This window comes from Blastococcus sp. VKM Ac-2987 (assembly GCF_026967805.1).
Lineage (GTDB): Bacteria > Actinomycetota > Actinomycetes > Mycobacteriales > Geodermatophilaceae > Blastococcus.
Genome location: NZ_JAPVBG010000002.1, coordinates 70,584 through 84,778, shown reverse-complemented (window position 1 = coordinate 84,778; position 14,195 = coordinate 70,584). Strand labels below are relative to the sequence as shown.

Annotated in this window: 13 protein-coding genes; 7 read left to right on the top strand and 6 right to left on the bottom strand. The window is 75.8% G+C overall.

Annotated features, from left to right (window positions below):
- Positions 1 to 40: 40 nt before the first annotated feature.
- The 4 genes from O2W17_RS09260 (at position 41) to O2W17_RS09245 (ending at position 3,825) form a co-directional block, all read left to right on the top strand.
- On the top strand, positions 41 to 958 hold the full coding sequence (locus tag O2W17_RS09260) for a haloalkane dehalogenase (RefSeq protein ID WP_269192139.1): 918 nt from the start codon (positions 41 to 43) through the stop codon (positions 956 to 958).
- A gap of 8 nt (positions 959 to 966) precedes the next feature.
- Complete coding sequence (locus O2W17_RS09255; protein ID WP_269192138.1) at positions 967 to 2,097, top strand: class I SAM-dependent methyltransferase; 1,131 nt, start codon at positions 967 to 969, stop codon at positions 2,095 to 2,097.
- 215 nt (positions 2,098 to 2,312) lie between these two features.
- Positions 2,313 to 3,275, top strand: coding sequence for a sensor histidine kinase (locus O2W17_RS09250; protein WP_269192137.1), 963 nt, complete (start codon positions 2,313 to 2,315; stop codon positions 3,273 to 3,275).
- Positions 3,276 to 3,321: 46 nt separating this feature from the next.
- A complete protein-coding gene (locus tag O2W17_RS09245) occupies positions 3,322 to 3,825 on the top strand; it encodes a MarR family winged helix-turn-helix transcriptional regulator (protein WP_269192136.1) in 504 nt (167 codons plus the stop codon).
- Between the two features lie 12 nt (positions 3,826 to 3,837).
- Here O2W17_RS09245 and O2W17_RS09240 read toward each other — a convergent pair whose 3' ends face one another.
- Both O2W17_RS09240 and O2W17_RS09235 read right to left on the bottom strand, forming a co-directional pair.
- Complete coding sequence (locus O2W17_RS09240; RefSeq protein WP_269192135.1) at positions 3,838 to 5,682, bottom strand: sensor domain-containing diguanylate cyclase; 1,845 nt, start codon at positions 5,680 to 5,682, stop codon at positions 3,838 to 3,840.
- Positions 5,683 to 5,753: 71 nt separating this feature from the next.
- Positions 5,754 to 6,758 carry an ATP-dependent DNA ligase gene (locus O2W17_RS09235; protein WP_269193287.1) on the bottom strand — a complete coding sequence of 335 codons (1,005 nt, stop codon included), beginning with the start codon at positions 6,756 to 6,758 and terminating at the stop codon, positions 5,754 to 5,756.
- A 246-nt stretch (positions 6,759 to 7,004) separates the two neighbouring features.
- Here O2W17_RS09235 and O2W17_RS09230 point away from each other — a divergent pair, with 246 nt between their 5' ends.
- Positions 7,005 to 7,484, top strand: coding sequence for a J-domain-containing protein (locus O2W17_RS09230; RefSeq protein WP_269192134.1), 480 nt, complete (start codon positions 7,005 to 7,007; stop codon positions 7,482 to 7,484).
- Positions 7,485 to 7,492: 8 nt separating this feature from the next.
- Here the strand turns inward: O2W17_RS09230 and O2W17_RS09225 are convergent, their stop codons facing one another.
- The gene (locus tag O2W17_RS09225) at positions 7,493 to 7,624 is read right to left on the bottom strand and encodes a hypothetical protein (RefSeq protein WP_269192133.1); all 132 of its coding nucleotides are present in this window, start codon (positions 7,622 to 7,624) and stop codon (positions 7,493 to 7,495) included.
- Positions 7,625 to 7,794: 170 nt separating this feature from the next.
- Here O2W17_RS09225 and O2W17_RS09220 point away from each other — a divergent pair, with 170 nt between their 5' ends.
- Positions 7,795 to 7,971 (top strand): hypothetical protein, encoded by a 177-nt coding sequence (locus tag O2W17_RS09220; protein WP_269192132.1) that lies wholly within the window; start codon positions 7,795 to 7,797, stop codon positions 7,969 to 7,971.
- A gap of 61 nt (positions 7,972 to 8,032) precedes the next feature.
- On the opposite strand, the gene O2W17_RS09215 is transcribed toward O2W17_RS09220, so the two are convergent.
- Positions 8,033 to 9,235 (bottom strand): erythromycin esterase family protein, encoded by a 1,203-nt coding sequence (locus O2W17_RS09215; protein WP_269192131.1) that lies wholly within the window; start codon positions 9,233 to 9,235, stop codon positions 8,033 to 8,035.
- Between the two features lie 83 nt (positions 9,236 to 9,318).
- On the opposite strand from O2W17_RS09215, the gene O2W17_RS09210 reads away from it, so the two are divergent.
- Entirely contained in the window at positions 9,319 to 10,056 is a 738-nt protein-coding gene (locus O2W17_RS09210) for a TioE family transcriptional regulator (protein WP_269192130.1), read from the top strand.
- A 33-nt stretch (positions 10,057 to 10,089) separates the two neighbouring features.
- Here the strand turns inward: O2W17_RS09210 and O2W17_RS09205 are convergent, their stop codons facing one another.
- Both O2W17_RS09205 and O2W17_RS09200 read right to left on the bottom strand, forming a co-directional pair.
- Positions 10,090 to 11,961, bottom strand: a complete 1,872-nt coding sequence (locus O2W17_RS09205; RefSeq protein ID WP_269192129.1) for a hydantoinase B/oxoprolinase family protein — start codon at positions 11,959 to 11,961, stop codon at positions 10,090 to 10,092.
- Positions 11,958 to 14,030, bottom strand: coding sequence for a hydantoinase/oxoprolinase family protein (locus O2W17_RS09200; RefSeq protein ID WP_269192128.1), 2,073 nt, complete (start codon positions 14,028 to 14,030; stop codon positions 11,958 to 11,960). The genes O2W17_RS09205 and O2W17_RS09200 overlap by 4 nt, the downstream gene beginning before the upstream one ends.
- Between the last annotated feature and the right edge of the window lie 165 nt (positions 14,031 to 14,195).

Below are 14,195 nucleotides of genomic sequence, written 5' to 3'. Positions count from 1 at the left end.
TAGGCATAGCTTCCTATGCCTGGAACGGAGAGGCTGGTTCATGGAGACCCTGCGGACGCCCGACGAGTGCTTCACCGACCTGCCCGACTTCCCGTACGAGCCCCGCTACGTCGAGGTCGACGACGACGAGGGCGGACGGCTGCGGATCGCGTACCTGGACGAGGGCCCCGCGGACGGCGAGACGGTGCTGCTCCTGCACGGCGAACCGTCGTGGTCGTTCCTCTACCGCCGGATGATCCCCGTGCTGACGGCGGCGGGCCTGCGCGTCGTGGTCCCGGACCTCGTCGGCTTCGGGCGCTCGGACAAGCCGGTCGACCGCGCGTCCTACACCTACGCCCGGCACGTGGCGTGGATGCGGCAGGCGCTGCTGGACGAGCTGGACCTCCGCGACGTCACGCTGGTCTGCCAGGACTGGGGCGGGCTGATCGGGCTGCGGCTGGTCGCGGAGGACCCCGACCGGTTCGCCCGGGTCGTGGTGGCCAACACCGGCCTGCCGACCGGTGACCAAAAGATGAGCGAGGCGTTCCTGGCCTGGCAGCGGTTCTCCCAGGAGAGCCCGGAGTTCCAGATCGGCCGGATCGTCGGGAACGGCACCGCCGGCGGGCTCGCGCCCGAGGTGGTCGCCGCCTACGACGCCCCCTTCCCGGACGACCGGTACACCGCCGGGGCCCGGCAGTTCCCCGCCCTGGTGCCGACCTCGCCCGACGACCCGGCGGCCGCGGCGAACCGGGCGGCCTGGGAGGTGCTGACCCGCTGGGAGAAGCCCTTCCTGACGGCGTTCTCCGACGGCGACCCGATCACCGGCGGGGGCGAGCGGGTGTTCCAGAAGCTCGTGCCCGGCGCTCGGGACATGGCGCACACGACGCTCCCCGGTGGCGGGCACTTCCTCCAGGAGGACGTCGGCCCCGAGCTCGCCCGGGTGGTCGCCGATCTCGTCGCCGCCACCCCCCGGTCCTGAGCGCGGACGTGCCCGTCCCCGCGGCGGAGGTGCTCGGGGCGCTGCGGCGGGAGCCGGACGTCGAGGCGCCCGACCTGGTCGCCGTCGACGCGACCGACCGGCTGCTGCTCGACCTCGCGGCCGACCTCGTCGCCGGCTGCGCGGGCGGGGAGGTCGCCGTCGTCGACGACTCCTACGGCGCGCTGGCCCTGGGGCTCGCCGCCCGGCACGGCCTCACCGGCGTGCGGGTGAGCCAGGACCTGCTGGTGGGGGAGCGGGCGCTGGCCGCGAACGCCGAGCGGGTCGGCCTGGCCGGCAGCTCCCGGTCGCTGCCGCTGGGCCCGGAGCTGGCCGCCGGCGCCCGCGTGGTGCTGGTCAAGGCGCCCAAGGCGCTGGACGCGCTGCGCGAGATCGCCGAGGTGATCGCGGCGTCCGCGGCCCCCGACGTCACCGTCCTGGTGGGTGGTCGGGTGAAGCACATGACGCACGCCATGAACGACGTCCTCGGGGCGTCCTTCGGCGAGGTGTCGGCGACGCTGGCCCGGCAGAAGTCCCGGGTGCTCGTCGCGCGGGGGCCGAGGCCCGGGCCGTCGTCGTTCCCCCGGCAGCAGGTGCACCCCGATCCGGGGCTGACCGTCTGCGCCCACGGCGCCGCGTTCGCCGGCACGAAGATCGACGTCGGCACCCGGGCGCTGCTCCGCTCGCTGCCGGAGATGGCCGCCGACGCGCGGACCGCCCTGGACCTCGGCTGCGGCACCGGCGTGCTGGCCACCCTGCTCGCCCGCAGCCGGCCGGAGCTGCGGGTGCTGGCGGTGGACCAGTCCGCGGCGGCGGTCGCCTCCGCCGCGGCGACCGCCGCCGCCAACGGGGTCGCCGACCGCGTGACGGCGATCCGGGACGACGCCGCGGCCACCGTCCCCGACCGCAGCGTCGACCTCGTCGTCTGCAACCCCCCGTTCCACGTCGGCGCCGCGGTCGTGACCACGGCGGCCGACCGGCTCTTCGCGGCAGCCGCGCGGCTGCTGCGGCCCGGGGGCGAGCTCTGGACGGTCTACAACTCCGCGCTGCGGTACCGGCCGGCGCTGAACCGGGTGGTCGGGCCGACGCGCGTCGCCGGGCAGGACCCCAAGTTCACGGTGACGGTGTCCCGCCGCCGCTGAGGCTTCTGCGGACCGCGGTGATCCACGTGGAACATGCTCGTGCCCGACGGCACCCCGGGAGCCGCCCCATGGGGTGAACCGACCCGGTCCCGCCGCGCCCCGGCGGCGAGGCGCGGCGGATGATGTCGCAGAATGCTCAACCAGTCGGCCGGGACGTCCCGGTCCCGGATGGCGCAGGGGTCGGGATGTCTCAGGTGGTCGGAGGGGACGCGGCCGTGGCCCGCCCCGCCTCCGGCGCCCGCGCGCCCAGCGTCCACCTGGCCGCACTGGTCGGTTCCGACGAGGAGCTGCTCGCCTGCGTCCTGCCGTACCTGGACGAGGGCCTGCGCGACGACGAGCTCGTCGTCCTCTCCTGCCTTCCGGACACCGCGGCGCTGATCTCCGACGCGCTCGGCGAGCGAGCGGGGTCGGTCGAGTCCGACACCCGGCTGTGCCTGCTGGACACCTCGGTGCCCGACGCCGCCGCCGCCACCTGGGAGCTGATGCGGCGGGCCAGGGAGACCCCCTCGGGGCGGCTGCGCCTGGCCGGCGGGCTCGAGTTCGGCCCCGAGCCGCGGAACTGGCGGGAGGGGCTCCGCTACGAGGCGGCGATCAACATGCTCCTGGCCGCCCGGCCGGTGTCGGCGCTGTGCGTGTTCGACGGGCGGGTGCTGCCGGCCGAGGTGCTGGCCGGCGCCGCCGCCACGCACCCCCAGCTGCTGGACGGGCGCGGCACCCGCGCCAGTGCGCAGTTCCAGGAGCCGGCCGACTTCGTGCGCCGGCTGCCCCTGCCGCGCGAGCCGGTGGAGGACGCCGCCCCCGACGTCGCCATCGACGACGCACCGTCGCTGGCCGTACTGCGCCGCGAGCTGCGGGTGGTCCTCGAGAGCCGGGTGCCCGACCCCGACCAGGCCGCCGACCTGCACTTCGCGCTCAGCGAGATCGCCTCCAACGCCTTCCGGCACGGCGCCCGGCCGGTCTCCGCCCGGGTGTGGGCGACCGCCGACCGGCTGGTGTGCGCGATCACCGACTCCGGTTGCGGTTTCGACGTGCCCTTCGCCGGCTTCCGGCCGGCCCACGGCGTGGACCTGGCCAACGGCGGCATGGGCCTGTGGCTGGCCCGCAAGCTCTGGGACCACGTCGACGTGCTGCCGGACCAGGTGGGGTGCACCGTCCGGCTCAGCGCCCGGCTGCGCTGACGCGCGGCGTCCGGGCTGGGCGGGCGGGGCAACTACGGTGAGCGACGTGGAGGACGCCGTCGACCTGATCCTGCGGCAGTGGGCCCGGGAGCGGCCGGACCTGGACTGCTCGCCCATGGGGGTCGTCGGGCGCATCACCCAGCTCCAGCGGGAGGTGCACCTGGCCCAGCGGGCGACCTTCGCGCGGCACGGCCTCGACGCGCCGTCCTTCGACGTGCTGGCGGCCCTGCGCCGGGCGGGGGAGCCCTACCAGCTCACGCCCACCGCCCTCATGCGCACGGCGCTGGTGACCTCCGGGGCCATCACCCAGCGGCTGGACCGGCTCGAGGAGAAGGGCCTGATCACCCGCGAGCGCAGCGAGGCCGACGGCCGCGCCGTCGTCGTCACGCTGACCGGCGCCGGCCGGGCGGCGCTGGACACCGCGCTGCCCGACCACCTGGAGACCGAGCGGCGGCTGCTCGACGCCCTCCCGTCCGAGGACCGGGAGCAGCTCGCCGCGCTGCTGCGCCGCCTCCTGGTCGGCCTGGGCCGGGTGCCGCAGGAGCCCTGACGGGCCCGCCCGTCAGGACAGCGCGGTCTCGGCCACGCCCAGTAGGGCGCGGGAGTCCTTGCCCGCCCGCTTGGCGGTGTACATCGCGGTGTCCGCGCGGTGCAGCAGCTGCTCGGCGGTGCAGCCGGCGTCGGCCAGCGCGCCGCCGATGCTCGCCGTGACCGTGACCGTGCGGTCGGCGAGCTGCACCGGGGCGCGCAGTGCGGCGAGCAGGCGGTCGGCGACGTCGCGCAGCCGCGCTCCGTCGGCGTCGGTGAGCAGGACGGCGAACTCGTCGCCGCCCAGCCGCGCCACCACGTCCTCGCCCCGCACGTCGGCGGAGAGCCGGGCCGCCACGGTCAGCAGCAGCTCGTCGCCGGCGGCGTGCCCCAGGGTGTCGTTCACGCCCTTGAAGTCGTCGACGTCGACGAAGAGCACCGCCGGGCGGGCGTCCGGGTCGGCGGCGGCGGTGGCCGCGGCCAGCCGCTCGTTGAACGCCGCCCGGTTGAGCAGGCCGGTGAGCGGGTCGGTCCGGGCCTGGCGGCGGAGCTCGTCCTCGAACAGCTTGCGGTCGGTGACCTCGCGGAGGACGACCACCCAGCCCTCCAGGCCGGCCTCCTCCACCTTGCCGCTGATCCGCACCTCGACCCAGCGGCTGCCGCCCGAGCTGTGCTGGACGCGGATGTCGGCGTCGACGAACCCGGCCACGGCGGCGCCGGCCTCGCCCGCGGCCGCGACCGCTGCCCGCAGCCGGACCTGGTCGCGGGGATCGGCCAGCGCGATGGCCGAGCGGCCGACGTAGCTGCTGCTGGGCTGGCCGAGCAGGCCCTCCGCGGCCGGGCTCAGATAGGTGATCGTGCCGGTGGGGTCGATGGTGGCGATGACGTCGGAGGCGTTCGCCAGCAGCAGCCGCATCCGCCCCTCGCTGGCGGCGAGGGCCGCCCGGGTCCGCTCGCGCTCGCGGCTCAGCGTCACCAGCCGCCACAGGGCCAGTCCGGTGAGCAGCGCGCTGCCCCCGCCGAGCAGGTAACCCTCGCCGCCGTGGCTGAAGCTCCACAGCAGCAGGAGCGCGGGGCTGACCAGCAGGGTGACGCACAGGCCGAGCACCCGGCTCGACGCGGCGTCGTGCTCGGAGTCCGGCCGCCGGCCCAGCGCGGCCACCGACGGGTGCCGCCCGGCGAGGACGAGGGCGGCGACCGCGAGCAGCGGCAGCGGGTCGATCAGCGGGGTGTCGCGCAGCGCCCCGAAGAGCAACCGGCCGGTGTAGCCGGCCACGGTGAGGACCGCGGCGGCGAGCAGGGCCAGCGAGCTGACCGAGCGGCGGCCGCGGGCCGCGACGAGCGGGAGGCAGACGAGCAGGAGCACGACCGTGAGCAGCGGGGTGCCCACGCCGGTCTCGACGTGGTCGGCCGTGACGGCGCCGTCGTCCCCGCGGACGGCCAGCAGGGCGAGCCCGGCGGCCAGCAGCAGGGTGGCGGTGTCGGCCCAGGCGGCCCAGTCCCGGCTGCGGCGACCGTCGCGGACGACGCCGAGCGCCCCTACGACCAGGGACGCGTACGCCGCGACGTCGAAGCCGGACTCCAGGCTCCCGAAGGTCCCGGGGAGGACGCCGGCCTGCGCGGGCACCTCCACCGCGCAGCTCAGGGCGAAGAGGACGAGCGCGGCGGTCAGCGCACCCCAGGCGACGCGCTGCGGCGCGGCGTGGCGGCGCAGCGCGGTGAGGGTGCCGGCGATGCCGAGCAGGAAGAGCGGTATCTCGGCCGCGGGCCGCCACGGGCCCACCGGGACGAGGAGGACCACGACGGCGACCACGAGCACGGCCAGGCCGGCGTGCAGCCACGCGGCACGAGCGGTGGCCGGGGGCGCGGGAGTGGTCACCCGGTCCCATCGGCGGGCAGCGGCCACCGGTCGACCCCCGCTCATCCGCAGGGGGGATGCGGTGCGCCGGCTCAGACCGGGGGGAGGTCCTCGGGCCGGAGGTCGGGGCGGACCCGGACGAAGCGCAGGGGGTGGCGGAACACCCCGGCCTGCAGCGCGGCGTCGGCGCTGACCTCGACGACGGTGGCCGGCTCGACGCGGGTGAGGGGGACCGACAGCCGGCCGCCGCCGAACCGGCCGGTGCCGATCCGCTCGGGCCAGGGGTGGTCCGGCCCCGCCGGGCGCAGCACCGCGGCCAGCTCCGCCGACTGCGCGGGCGTGAGCGGGCTGGTCCGGCCGACGACGACCAGCTCGCCGTCGCGGTAGCGGCCGGCCACCAGCTGGCTCGGTCGTTCCAGGGCGCCGATCACGCCGCCGGCGAGCACCTCGGTGGTCTCCCAGCTCTTCACCTTGAGCCACTCCCGGCGGCCGGGGGCGTACCGGGTGGCCGCGCCCTTCACCACCAGGCCCTCGACGCCGGCGGGCCGGAAGTCGTCGAACCACTGCCGCGCCTGCGCGGCGTCGGCGGTGACCGGGGAGAGCTGCAGCGGTGGCGCCCACCGGCGGGCCAGCCGCTCCAGGGCCGCCCGGCGGCGGGTGAGGGTCTGGCCGCGCAGGTCCTCCCCGCCGGCCGCGATCAGGTCGAAGGCGACGTAGGAGGCCGGTGCGGCGGCGGCCAGGGCGGCGATGCGGCCGGCGGCGGCGACCATCCGGCGTTGCAGCAGCCCGAAGTCCAGCCGGTCCCCGTTCCAGATGACGACCTCGCCGTCGACCACCGAGCCCGGCGGCACCTGCGCCAGGGCGGCCGCGGCGACGTCGGGGAAGCGGTCGGTGAGGTCCCGGCCCTGCTTCGACCACAGCCGGGCGGTGTTCCGCTCGCGCACGACCACCAGGCGGTAGCCGTCCCACTTGGGCTCGTAGCGGCAGCCGCCGGTCAGGGCGCCCGGGTGCGGGATCTCCCGGACGGGCTTGGCCAGCTCCACGGCGACCGGCCCGGCCAGCTCGGGCGGCAGCGCGGGCAGACCCGGGACGGACATCGGCACGGCGCCCAGCCTGTGGTATCGCGATCCCGCGTGCAGCGCCGTGAGCTCGCGGTTCACCCCTTCGTGGCCGGTCGCCACGCTCCGCAGCCGGGCTCGGGCCCGGGCGAGCAGGAGCGGTGCGCAGGCCGGGAGCGAGGCCCCGTCGGTGGACCGGCCGTCCACGGGGCGCGGTGGACCCCCCTGCTGTCCGTCGCCCGCACGGTGGCGCGCCTCTGGCACAGGCGTGGACCATGGACGGTGATGACCGAGCGGAAGCCACCGGGGGTCTCCTTCGAGACGTGGGTGGACACGCAGATCGCGCGGGCCCGGGAGCGCGGGGACTTCGACGGTCTCAGCGGCGCCGGCAAGCCGATCGCCGACCTCCACCGGGATCTGACGGCCTACGACTGGGCCGTGGCCAAGGCGCGGCGGGAGGGCGTCGAGACCGCGGAGATGCTGCCGCCGGGCCTCGCGCTGCGCCGGGAGCGCGACGTGCTGCCCGAGCGCGCGGCGCGGCTGGGCACCGAGGCCGCCGTCCGGGCGCTGGCCGAGGACTACAACGCCCGCGTCGAGGCGTTCTGGCGCACGCCGCAGCCCAGCCGCTGGGCGCCGGTGCCCGGCCTGGCCGACGTCGAGGCGCTCGTCGACGGGTGGCGGCTGGCCCGCCCGCCGGAGCCGCCGCCCGCCCTCCCGGTGGTGGTCGCGCGGCGGCGGTCCTGGTGGCGCCGCCGCCGGCCCTGATCCCCGGCTCAGTCGTCGTCGGCCGCCGCCTCCTGCTCGTGGGCGGCGAGCTCGCGGGTGGCCATGCCGCCGGTCCCGCCCTCGTCGTGCTGCCCCGGCCGGAGGTTCGGCTGGTCGGTCTCCTGCTGCGGCTCACTCATGCAGCCGAGCCTGCCGCCGCCCGCGGAGACCGGCGACCCGGAGGGCGCGCTTCCTCAGCACGGTGACCCGCTTCGGCCACCGCCGTCGACCGGCGTGCGCCGGGAGCGAACGCGCGCCTGCCTCCGGGTCGGCCGGGTAGGGGACCGGCACCCCATCCCGAGGAGGTCCCATGACCGAGGTGCCCGGCACCGACCGCGACCAGGCCCGCGAGAACGTGGAGGAGCAGACCCCGCTCGTCCCCGATGACGTCGAGGGGGCCGGCGACGAGGCCCGCCCGACGGGCGACGAGGGCGTGACGGGCGACGACGCCAAGCCGTCGTCCGGCAGCACCGACCCCGTTCGCTGATCCGCGCGAGGTCCGGCTCTGCCCAGCCTCGCCGGGCAGAGCCGGACCGTCCGCGGAGGAGTCAGCTCCGCCGGGCGTCGCGGACGAAGACCAGCCCGTCGACGCCGGCCAGGTGCGCCGGGTCGAACGGGGCGTAGCCGAACCAGGGGGACACCCGCGGCGCGGGTGCAGTCCCGTCGAGGGCCGTTCCCAGCCGCCGGGGGTCGACGACGTACCGGTTCTCCGGCAGCGCGTGCAGCAGCCCCTCGACGGTGTCCGGCGGCGGGGTGTGCACGCCCTCGTCGCGGAGCGTGCCGAGGGCCGTGGCCAGGAACGCGTACCCGTCGCGCAGGTGCGTGCCGACGAGCGCGCCGGCGCTCCACCACGCCACCGGCAGGTCGCCCATCCGCATCCGGCTCAGCTCCCGCTGCAGGTGGGCGTTGTGCGCGTGCACCAGGGTCGGGCCCCGCTCGGCGAGGGCGAGCAGGTTGGCGGCCATCATCGAGTCGCGGACGCCGAGCAGCTGCGCCAGGCGGCGCGGCGACGGGTCGGCCATCGCGGAGTGGTAGCGCAGCAGCCCCGTGGCGGTGCGCCCGTGCAGTCGTGCCCGGTCCCACTCCTGCCGCGAGGACGCCGCGACCAGCCCCGGCGTCTGCGCGTCGAGCAGCGCTCCCAGGTCGTCGGCGAGCAGCCGCAGCTGCCGGGCCTCCGGCGTCCGCCCCACCGAGCGGGCCGGGTCCCGCATCACGGCCGGGTCGGTCCACCGGTCGTCGGCGCCGAGCAGCCGGTCCAGCGTGCCGGCGTCGCAGGGGAGCAGGTCGGCGTCGACCCGGTCGGCGAGGTAGCCGTGGAGCGCGGTGAGGGCCTGCCGGGCGCTCGCCGCGCCGGTGATCTCCAGCGGGCCGTCGAACCCGGCGAAGCGCAGCTGCTCGGACGCCGGCCGGCCGTCGTTGTGCGCGCGCATCCAGCGCACCAGCTCCCGGTTGGCCGGGTAGGCGCCCCAGCCGTGGCTGAAGCCGCGCGCCACGACGTCGTCGAGGGTGCCGGTGCCGGACCGGACGTGGTCGTCGACGACCAGGCCCCTCAGGCAGTCGCTCTCCAGGGCGATCGTCCGGTAGCCCTGCTGCTCGACGAGCTGCCGGAAGAGGTCGTTGCGCAGCTCGAGCAGCTCGGTCGCGCCGTGGGTGGGTTCGCCCAGGGCGAGCAGCCGCGGTCGGGCCGGGAGCAGCGCCATGACGGCCGCGGCGTCGACGGCGCAGGTGGACTCTGCGATGCGTGCGTTCATGCACCTGAACGGTATCGTTGAAACGACGGTGGAGACTCCGCGGCGACGAGGGCGGGATGGCGCGGGCGAACTCTCAAAGCGGCGTGCGGCTCAGGCCCGTCGACCTGGCGCGCGCCCACGGACTGTCCACCCAGGCGATCCGCAACTACGAGGCGGCCGGCGTCCTCCCGGCGGCGGAGCGCACGCCGTCCGGCTACCGCACGTACACGCCGCTGCACGCGCAGGCGCTGCGGGCGTTCCTCGCGCTCGTGGCCGGGCACGGGCACCGGACGGCCACGGCGATCATGCGGGCGGTCGACCGGGGCGCGGTCGAGGAGGCGCTCCGGCTCGTCGACGAGAGCCACGTGCAGCTCGTCGACGACCGGCGCACCCTGCAGGCCGTCGAAGCCGCCGTCCGCGATCTGGAACCGGAGGCGCCGGGGCGCGGCGACGTCTTCGTCGGGCCGCTCGCGCACCGGCTCGGCATCGGCCCGGCCACGCTGCGCACGTGGGAGCGCGCCGGCCTGGTCCGGCCGCGCCGCGATCCGCGGACCGGCTACCGGGTCTACGGGCCGGCGGACGTGCGCGACGCGCTGCTGGCCGCCCAGCTGCGACGGGGTGGCTACCTGCTGGAGCAGATCGCCCCGGTGATCGCCCAGGTCCGGTCCGCCGGCGGCGTCGCAGAGCTGGAGGCCGTGCTCGACGACTGGCACGCCCGCGTGGCCGCCCGGGGCCGCGCGATGCTCCGCGGCGCTGCCGCGCTGGACGCCTACCTCGACCGGCGACCGGCCCCGGCCGCCGGACCGGCCGGAACCGCGCAGGAGCCCCCGCCGGCACGCTGACGGGGGCTCCTGCGCAGAGCGCGCGGGGTGGGTCTACAGGACGTCGAACTCGTTGAACGCGGCGCCGCCGGAGAGGGTCGCGTAGCCCGGGCCGCGGTCGAAGAACGGCTCCTCGCCGGTCCGGGCGCCCCGCAGCTCCGCGCGCAGCGCCTCGGTGGCGGCCTCGTCGGCCGTCCCGTCCTCGCGGACGACCACGCCGTAGTCCGCGCGGGCGCCCTCCACCGACACCTTGCGCCAGGCGATGTCCCGCAGGACCTCCTCGACCGGCCGGTCCAGCGGGTCGCCCCAGCCGCCGCCGCCCGTCGTCCGGATCCGCACGACCGTGCCGGCGCGCAGCGGCTCGGCGTCGGCCAGCGCGTCCACCTCGTGCTCGTCCGGCCCGCCCGGGTCCACGGTGATCTGGAACGGCCGCCCGGCCTTGCCGCCCTTCACGCCCCAGCACGCCAGGATCGACCGGTCGGCGATCGACATGAAGTGCGCGTCGCGCAGCACCCGGATGTGCTTCTCGTAGCCGCAGCCGCCGCGGTAGCGCCCCGGGCCGCCGGAGTCCATCGCCAGCCCGAGCCGCTCGACGCGCAGCGGGAAACGGCCCTCGGTGAACTCGGTGGGCAGGTTCCGGGAGTCGGGGACGACGTGGATGGTGTCCTCGCCGTCGGCGTAGTACCGCCCGCCCGAGCCGCCGCCGAGCACCTCGCGCATGAGGTAGGGCTCGCCGTCGACGTCGGTCCCGTAGACGCCGGTGTAGCGGATCGTCTCCTGGTCGGCGGGCATCCGGCCGCCGGTCGCCTTGGCCAGCACGCCGGCGAGGACGCCGAGCAGCCGTAGGATCACGAACGTCCGGGCGTTGGTCGGTGCCGGGAAGATCGGGGTGAGCAGCGTGCCCTTCTCCGGGAAGCGCATCTCGATCAGCGGCACGACGCCCTCGTTGACGTCGAGCTGGGCCATCCGCTCGGGCGACTCCGCCAGGTTGCGCAGGATCGGCGCCAGCCACTTCTTCAGGAAGTTGCCGTCGGCGTAGTCCCCGCAGTGGTTGATCGGGCCCTTCGCCTGCGGGCCGGTGCCGGTGAAGTCGATCACCAGCGGCGTCTCCTGGGTGGAGTCCATGATCAGCGTGATCCGCTGCCGGTGCAGCTGCGGCTCCTCGACGCCGTCGTGCTCGGCGTAGTCCTCCCAGACGTAGGTGCCGTCGGGGATCTGCGACAGGATCTCGCGCCGGTAGATCTCGGTGGAGCTGTCCAGGATCGCGTCGAAGCAGGCCTCGACCGCCTCGACGCCGTAGCGGTCGAACAGCTCGCCCAGGCGCCGCGCGCCGGCCAGGCAGGCCGAGCACTCGGCGTCCAGGTCGGCGGCCAGCGAGTCGGGCATCCGCGAGTTGCGGGTCATGATCTTCAGCGCGCTCTCGTTGGGCACGCCGCGGTCCCACAGCTTGATCGGGGGGACCATCAGGCCCTCCTCGTACACGCTGGTCGCCGCGCTCGGCATCGAGCCCGGGACGGCGCCGCCGATGTCGTCGTGGTGGCCGAAGGCCTGCACGAAGGCGACCACGCGCTCGGCGCCGTCCACGGTGGCGAACACCGGCACGGTCACGCAGAGGTCCGGCAGGTGGCCGATGCCGCCCTCGGAGAGGTAGACGTCGTTGTGGAAGTAGACGTCCCCGGCGTTCATCGTCTCGAGCGGGTAGTCGCGCACCACCGGGTGCACCAGCGCCGAGTACGAGCGCCCGGTGAGCTTGCGCAGCTCACGGTCGTGGATGCCGGCCCGGAAGTCGTGGGCATCCCGGATCATGGGGGACCTCGACGTCCGGCCGATGGAGGTCTCCACCTCCTTCTCGATCGCGGCCAGCGTGCCGGCGACGATCTCGACGAGGACGGGGTCGGCGGCGACGGAGCTGTCGGTGAGGCTCATCGGCCGGTCTCCTTCGTGAGCAGCAGGTTCCCGTAGGCGTCGACGGTCGCGGCGAAGCCCGGGTGGACGGGGACGGTGGAGCCGAACTCCTCGACGATCGCCGGGCCGGGGACGACGTCGCCCGGGGCGAGGCGGGGCCGGTCGTAGGTGGGCGTGTCGACCCAGTCGTCGAAGAAGACCGGGCGGGAGCCGGTGCGGGCCCGCTCGGGCCCGCCGTCCTGGGCGGGCAGCTCGACCAGGTCGGGACGGCGGATCGGCCCGATCCCGCTGACCCGGAGGTTGACCCACTCGACGGCCTGGCGCGGGTCGTCGGCGAAGTCGTAGCCGTAGAGCTGGCGGTGGGCCGCGTGGAAGGCCTGGGCGACCTCCTCGGCCGCGGCGCGGTCGAGCTCCCCGTCGGTGACCGGCACCCGCACCTCGAACGCCTGGCCGACGTAGCGGAGGTCCGCCGTCCGCTGCATGCGCTGCTCGTCGGGGCCGAAGCCCTCGCCGTCCAGCGCCTCGCGGGCCTGGCCCTCCAGCCCGGCGTAGACCGTGGCCACCCGGTCCAGGTCGAGGTCCAGGTGCTTGCTGACGACGGTCTGCACGTAGTCGTTGCGGACGTCGACGGTCAGCAGCCCGAAGGCGCTGACGTTGCCCGGGTTCGGCGGCACCAGCGTGCGCGGCAGGTTGAGGATGTCCATCAGCCGGCAGGCCAGCAGCGAGCCGGAGCCGCCGAACGTGGTGAGCGTGAAGTCCCGGACGTCGAGGCCCTTGGCCACCGTCACCTGGCGCAGCGCGTTGGCCTGGTTCCAGGCGGAGATCTCCAGGATGCCGGTGGCGGCGCGCTCCAGCGAGAGGTCCAGCTTCGCGCCGAGCTGCTCGAGACCCTCGCGAGCGGCATCCACCGACAGCGGGATCTCCCCGCCCAGCAGGTGCGGGGGGATCCGGCCGAGGACGACGTGCGCGTCGGTGACCGTCGGCTGGTCGCCCCCGTCGGGGTAGCAGATCGGGCCGGGGTCGGCGCCGGCCGACTTCGGGCCCACCTTGAGGGTGCCCTCCGGCGAGAGCCAGGCGATCGAGCCGCCGCCCGCACCCACGGTGACGACGTCGATCATCGGGATCTTCGACGGGTAGTCGCCGACCGAGCCCTCGGTGGTGAGGGCCGGCTCCCCGTCGATGACGACGGTGACGTCCGTTGAGGTGCCGCCGCCGTCGCAGGTGAGCACCCGGTCGAAGCCGGCGGTGCCCGCGATCAGCGCGGCGCCCAGGGCGCCGGCCGCCGGGCCGGAGAGCATCGTGGTGATCGGCTGGTGCACCACCTCGGCCGCCGACAGCACGCCGCCGTTGCTCTTCATCACGTAGAACGGCACGCCGGGCGCGATCTCGTCGAGGCGGGTGCGGATGTTGGTCACGTAGGCGCCGACCTTGGGCTTGACCGCGGCGTCGACCAGCGTGGTCACCGAGCGCTCGTACTCGCGGTACTCGCGCAGCACCTGCGAGCTGATGCTCACCACCGCGCCGGGGTGCTCCTCGCGGATCACCTCGAGCATGGCCTGCTCGTGGGCGTCGTTCGCGTACGCGTGCAGGAAGCAGACGCCGACGGTCGTGATGCCGGCGTCGCGGAAGAACCGGGCGGCGGCGCGGGCGTCGTCCTCGTCGAAGGGGCGCACCTCGGCGCCGGTGTGGTCCAGGCGCCCGCGCACGGTGCGCACGAGGTCGGCCGGGACGATCCGCGGCGGCTTGACCCAGAAGTAGCTGTTGCCGTAGCCGTCGGGCACCGACTGGCGGGCGATCTCCAGCACCGACTCGTAGCCCTCGGTGGTGATGAACCCGATCCGGTCCAGCTTGCCCTCGAGCAGCTGGTTGGTGGCGACCGTCGTCCCGTGGCTGACGGCGGTGACCGACTCGCCGGTCAGGCCCATCAGGTCGAGCACCTTGCGGACGCCGGTGAGGAAGCCCTCCGCCGGGTCGGCGGGGGTGGACGGGGTCTTGGTGGTGGTGGTCGCGCCGGTCTCCTCGTCCACCGCGACGACGTCGGTGAACGTCCCCCCGGTGTCGATGCCGATGCGGACCCGGCGCGCAGTCATGGCGGAAACCTTAGCGGTGAGATACCTGCTCCGGGAAGCACCGGCGGAGAGGTTCCCGCACCGAGCGGCGCGTTGGGCCCCGCGCGGCGGGCGGCGCGTCCGGACCCACCCCGCGGGCGGCGCGCCGGGACCGGCCCTAGGGTCGGGCGGCAGAGAGGGGAGCCG

Excerpts from the sequence above, each read along its gene's own strand:
- O2W17_RS09260 (WP_269192139.1), top strand. The coding sequence starts at position 41 with ATGGAGACCCTGCGGACGCCCGACGAGTGCTTCACCGACCTGCCCGAC.
- O2W17_RS09235 (WP_269193287.1), bottom strand. The coding sequence starts at position 6,758 with ATGTCCGTCCCGGGTCTGCCCGCGCTGCCGCCCGAGCTGGCCGGGCCG.
- O2W17_RS09230 (WP_269192134.1), top strand. The coding sequence starts at position 7,005 with ATGACCGAGCGGAAGCCACCGGGGGTCTCCTTCGAGACGTGGGTGGAC.
- O2W17_RS09225 (WP_269192133.1), bottom strand. The coding sequence starts at position 7,624 with ATGAGTGAGCCGCAGCAGGAGACCGACCAGCCGAACCTCCGGCCGGGG.
- O2W17_RS09220 (WP_269192132.1), top strand. The coding sequence starts at position 7,795 with ATGACCGAGGTGCCCGGCACCGACCGCGACCAGGCCCGCGAGAACGTG.
- O2W17_RS09215 (WP_269192131.1), bottom strand. The coding sequence starts at position 9,235 with ATGAACGCACGCATCGCAGAGTCCACCTGCGCCGTCGACGCCGCGGCC.
- O2W17_RS09205 (WP_269192129.1), bottom strand. The coding sequence starts at position 11,961 with ATGAGCCTCACCGACAGCTCCGTCGCCGCCGACCCCGTCCTCGTCGAG.
- O2W17_RS09200 (WP_269192128.1), bottom strand. The coding sequence starts at position 14,030 with ATGACTGCGCGCCGGGTCCGCATCGGCATCGACACCGGGGGGACGTTC.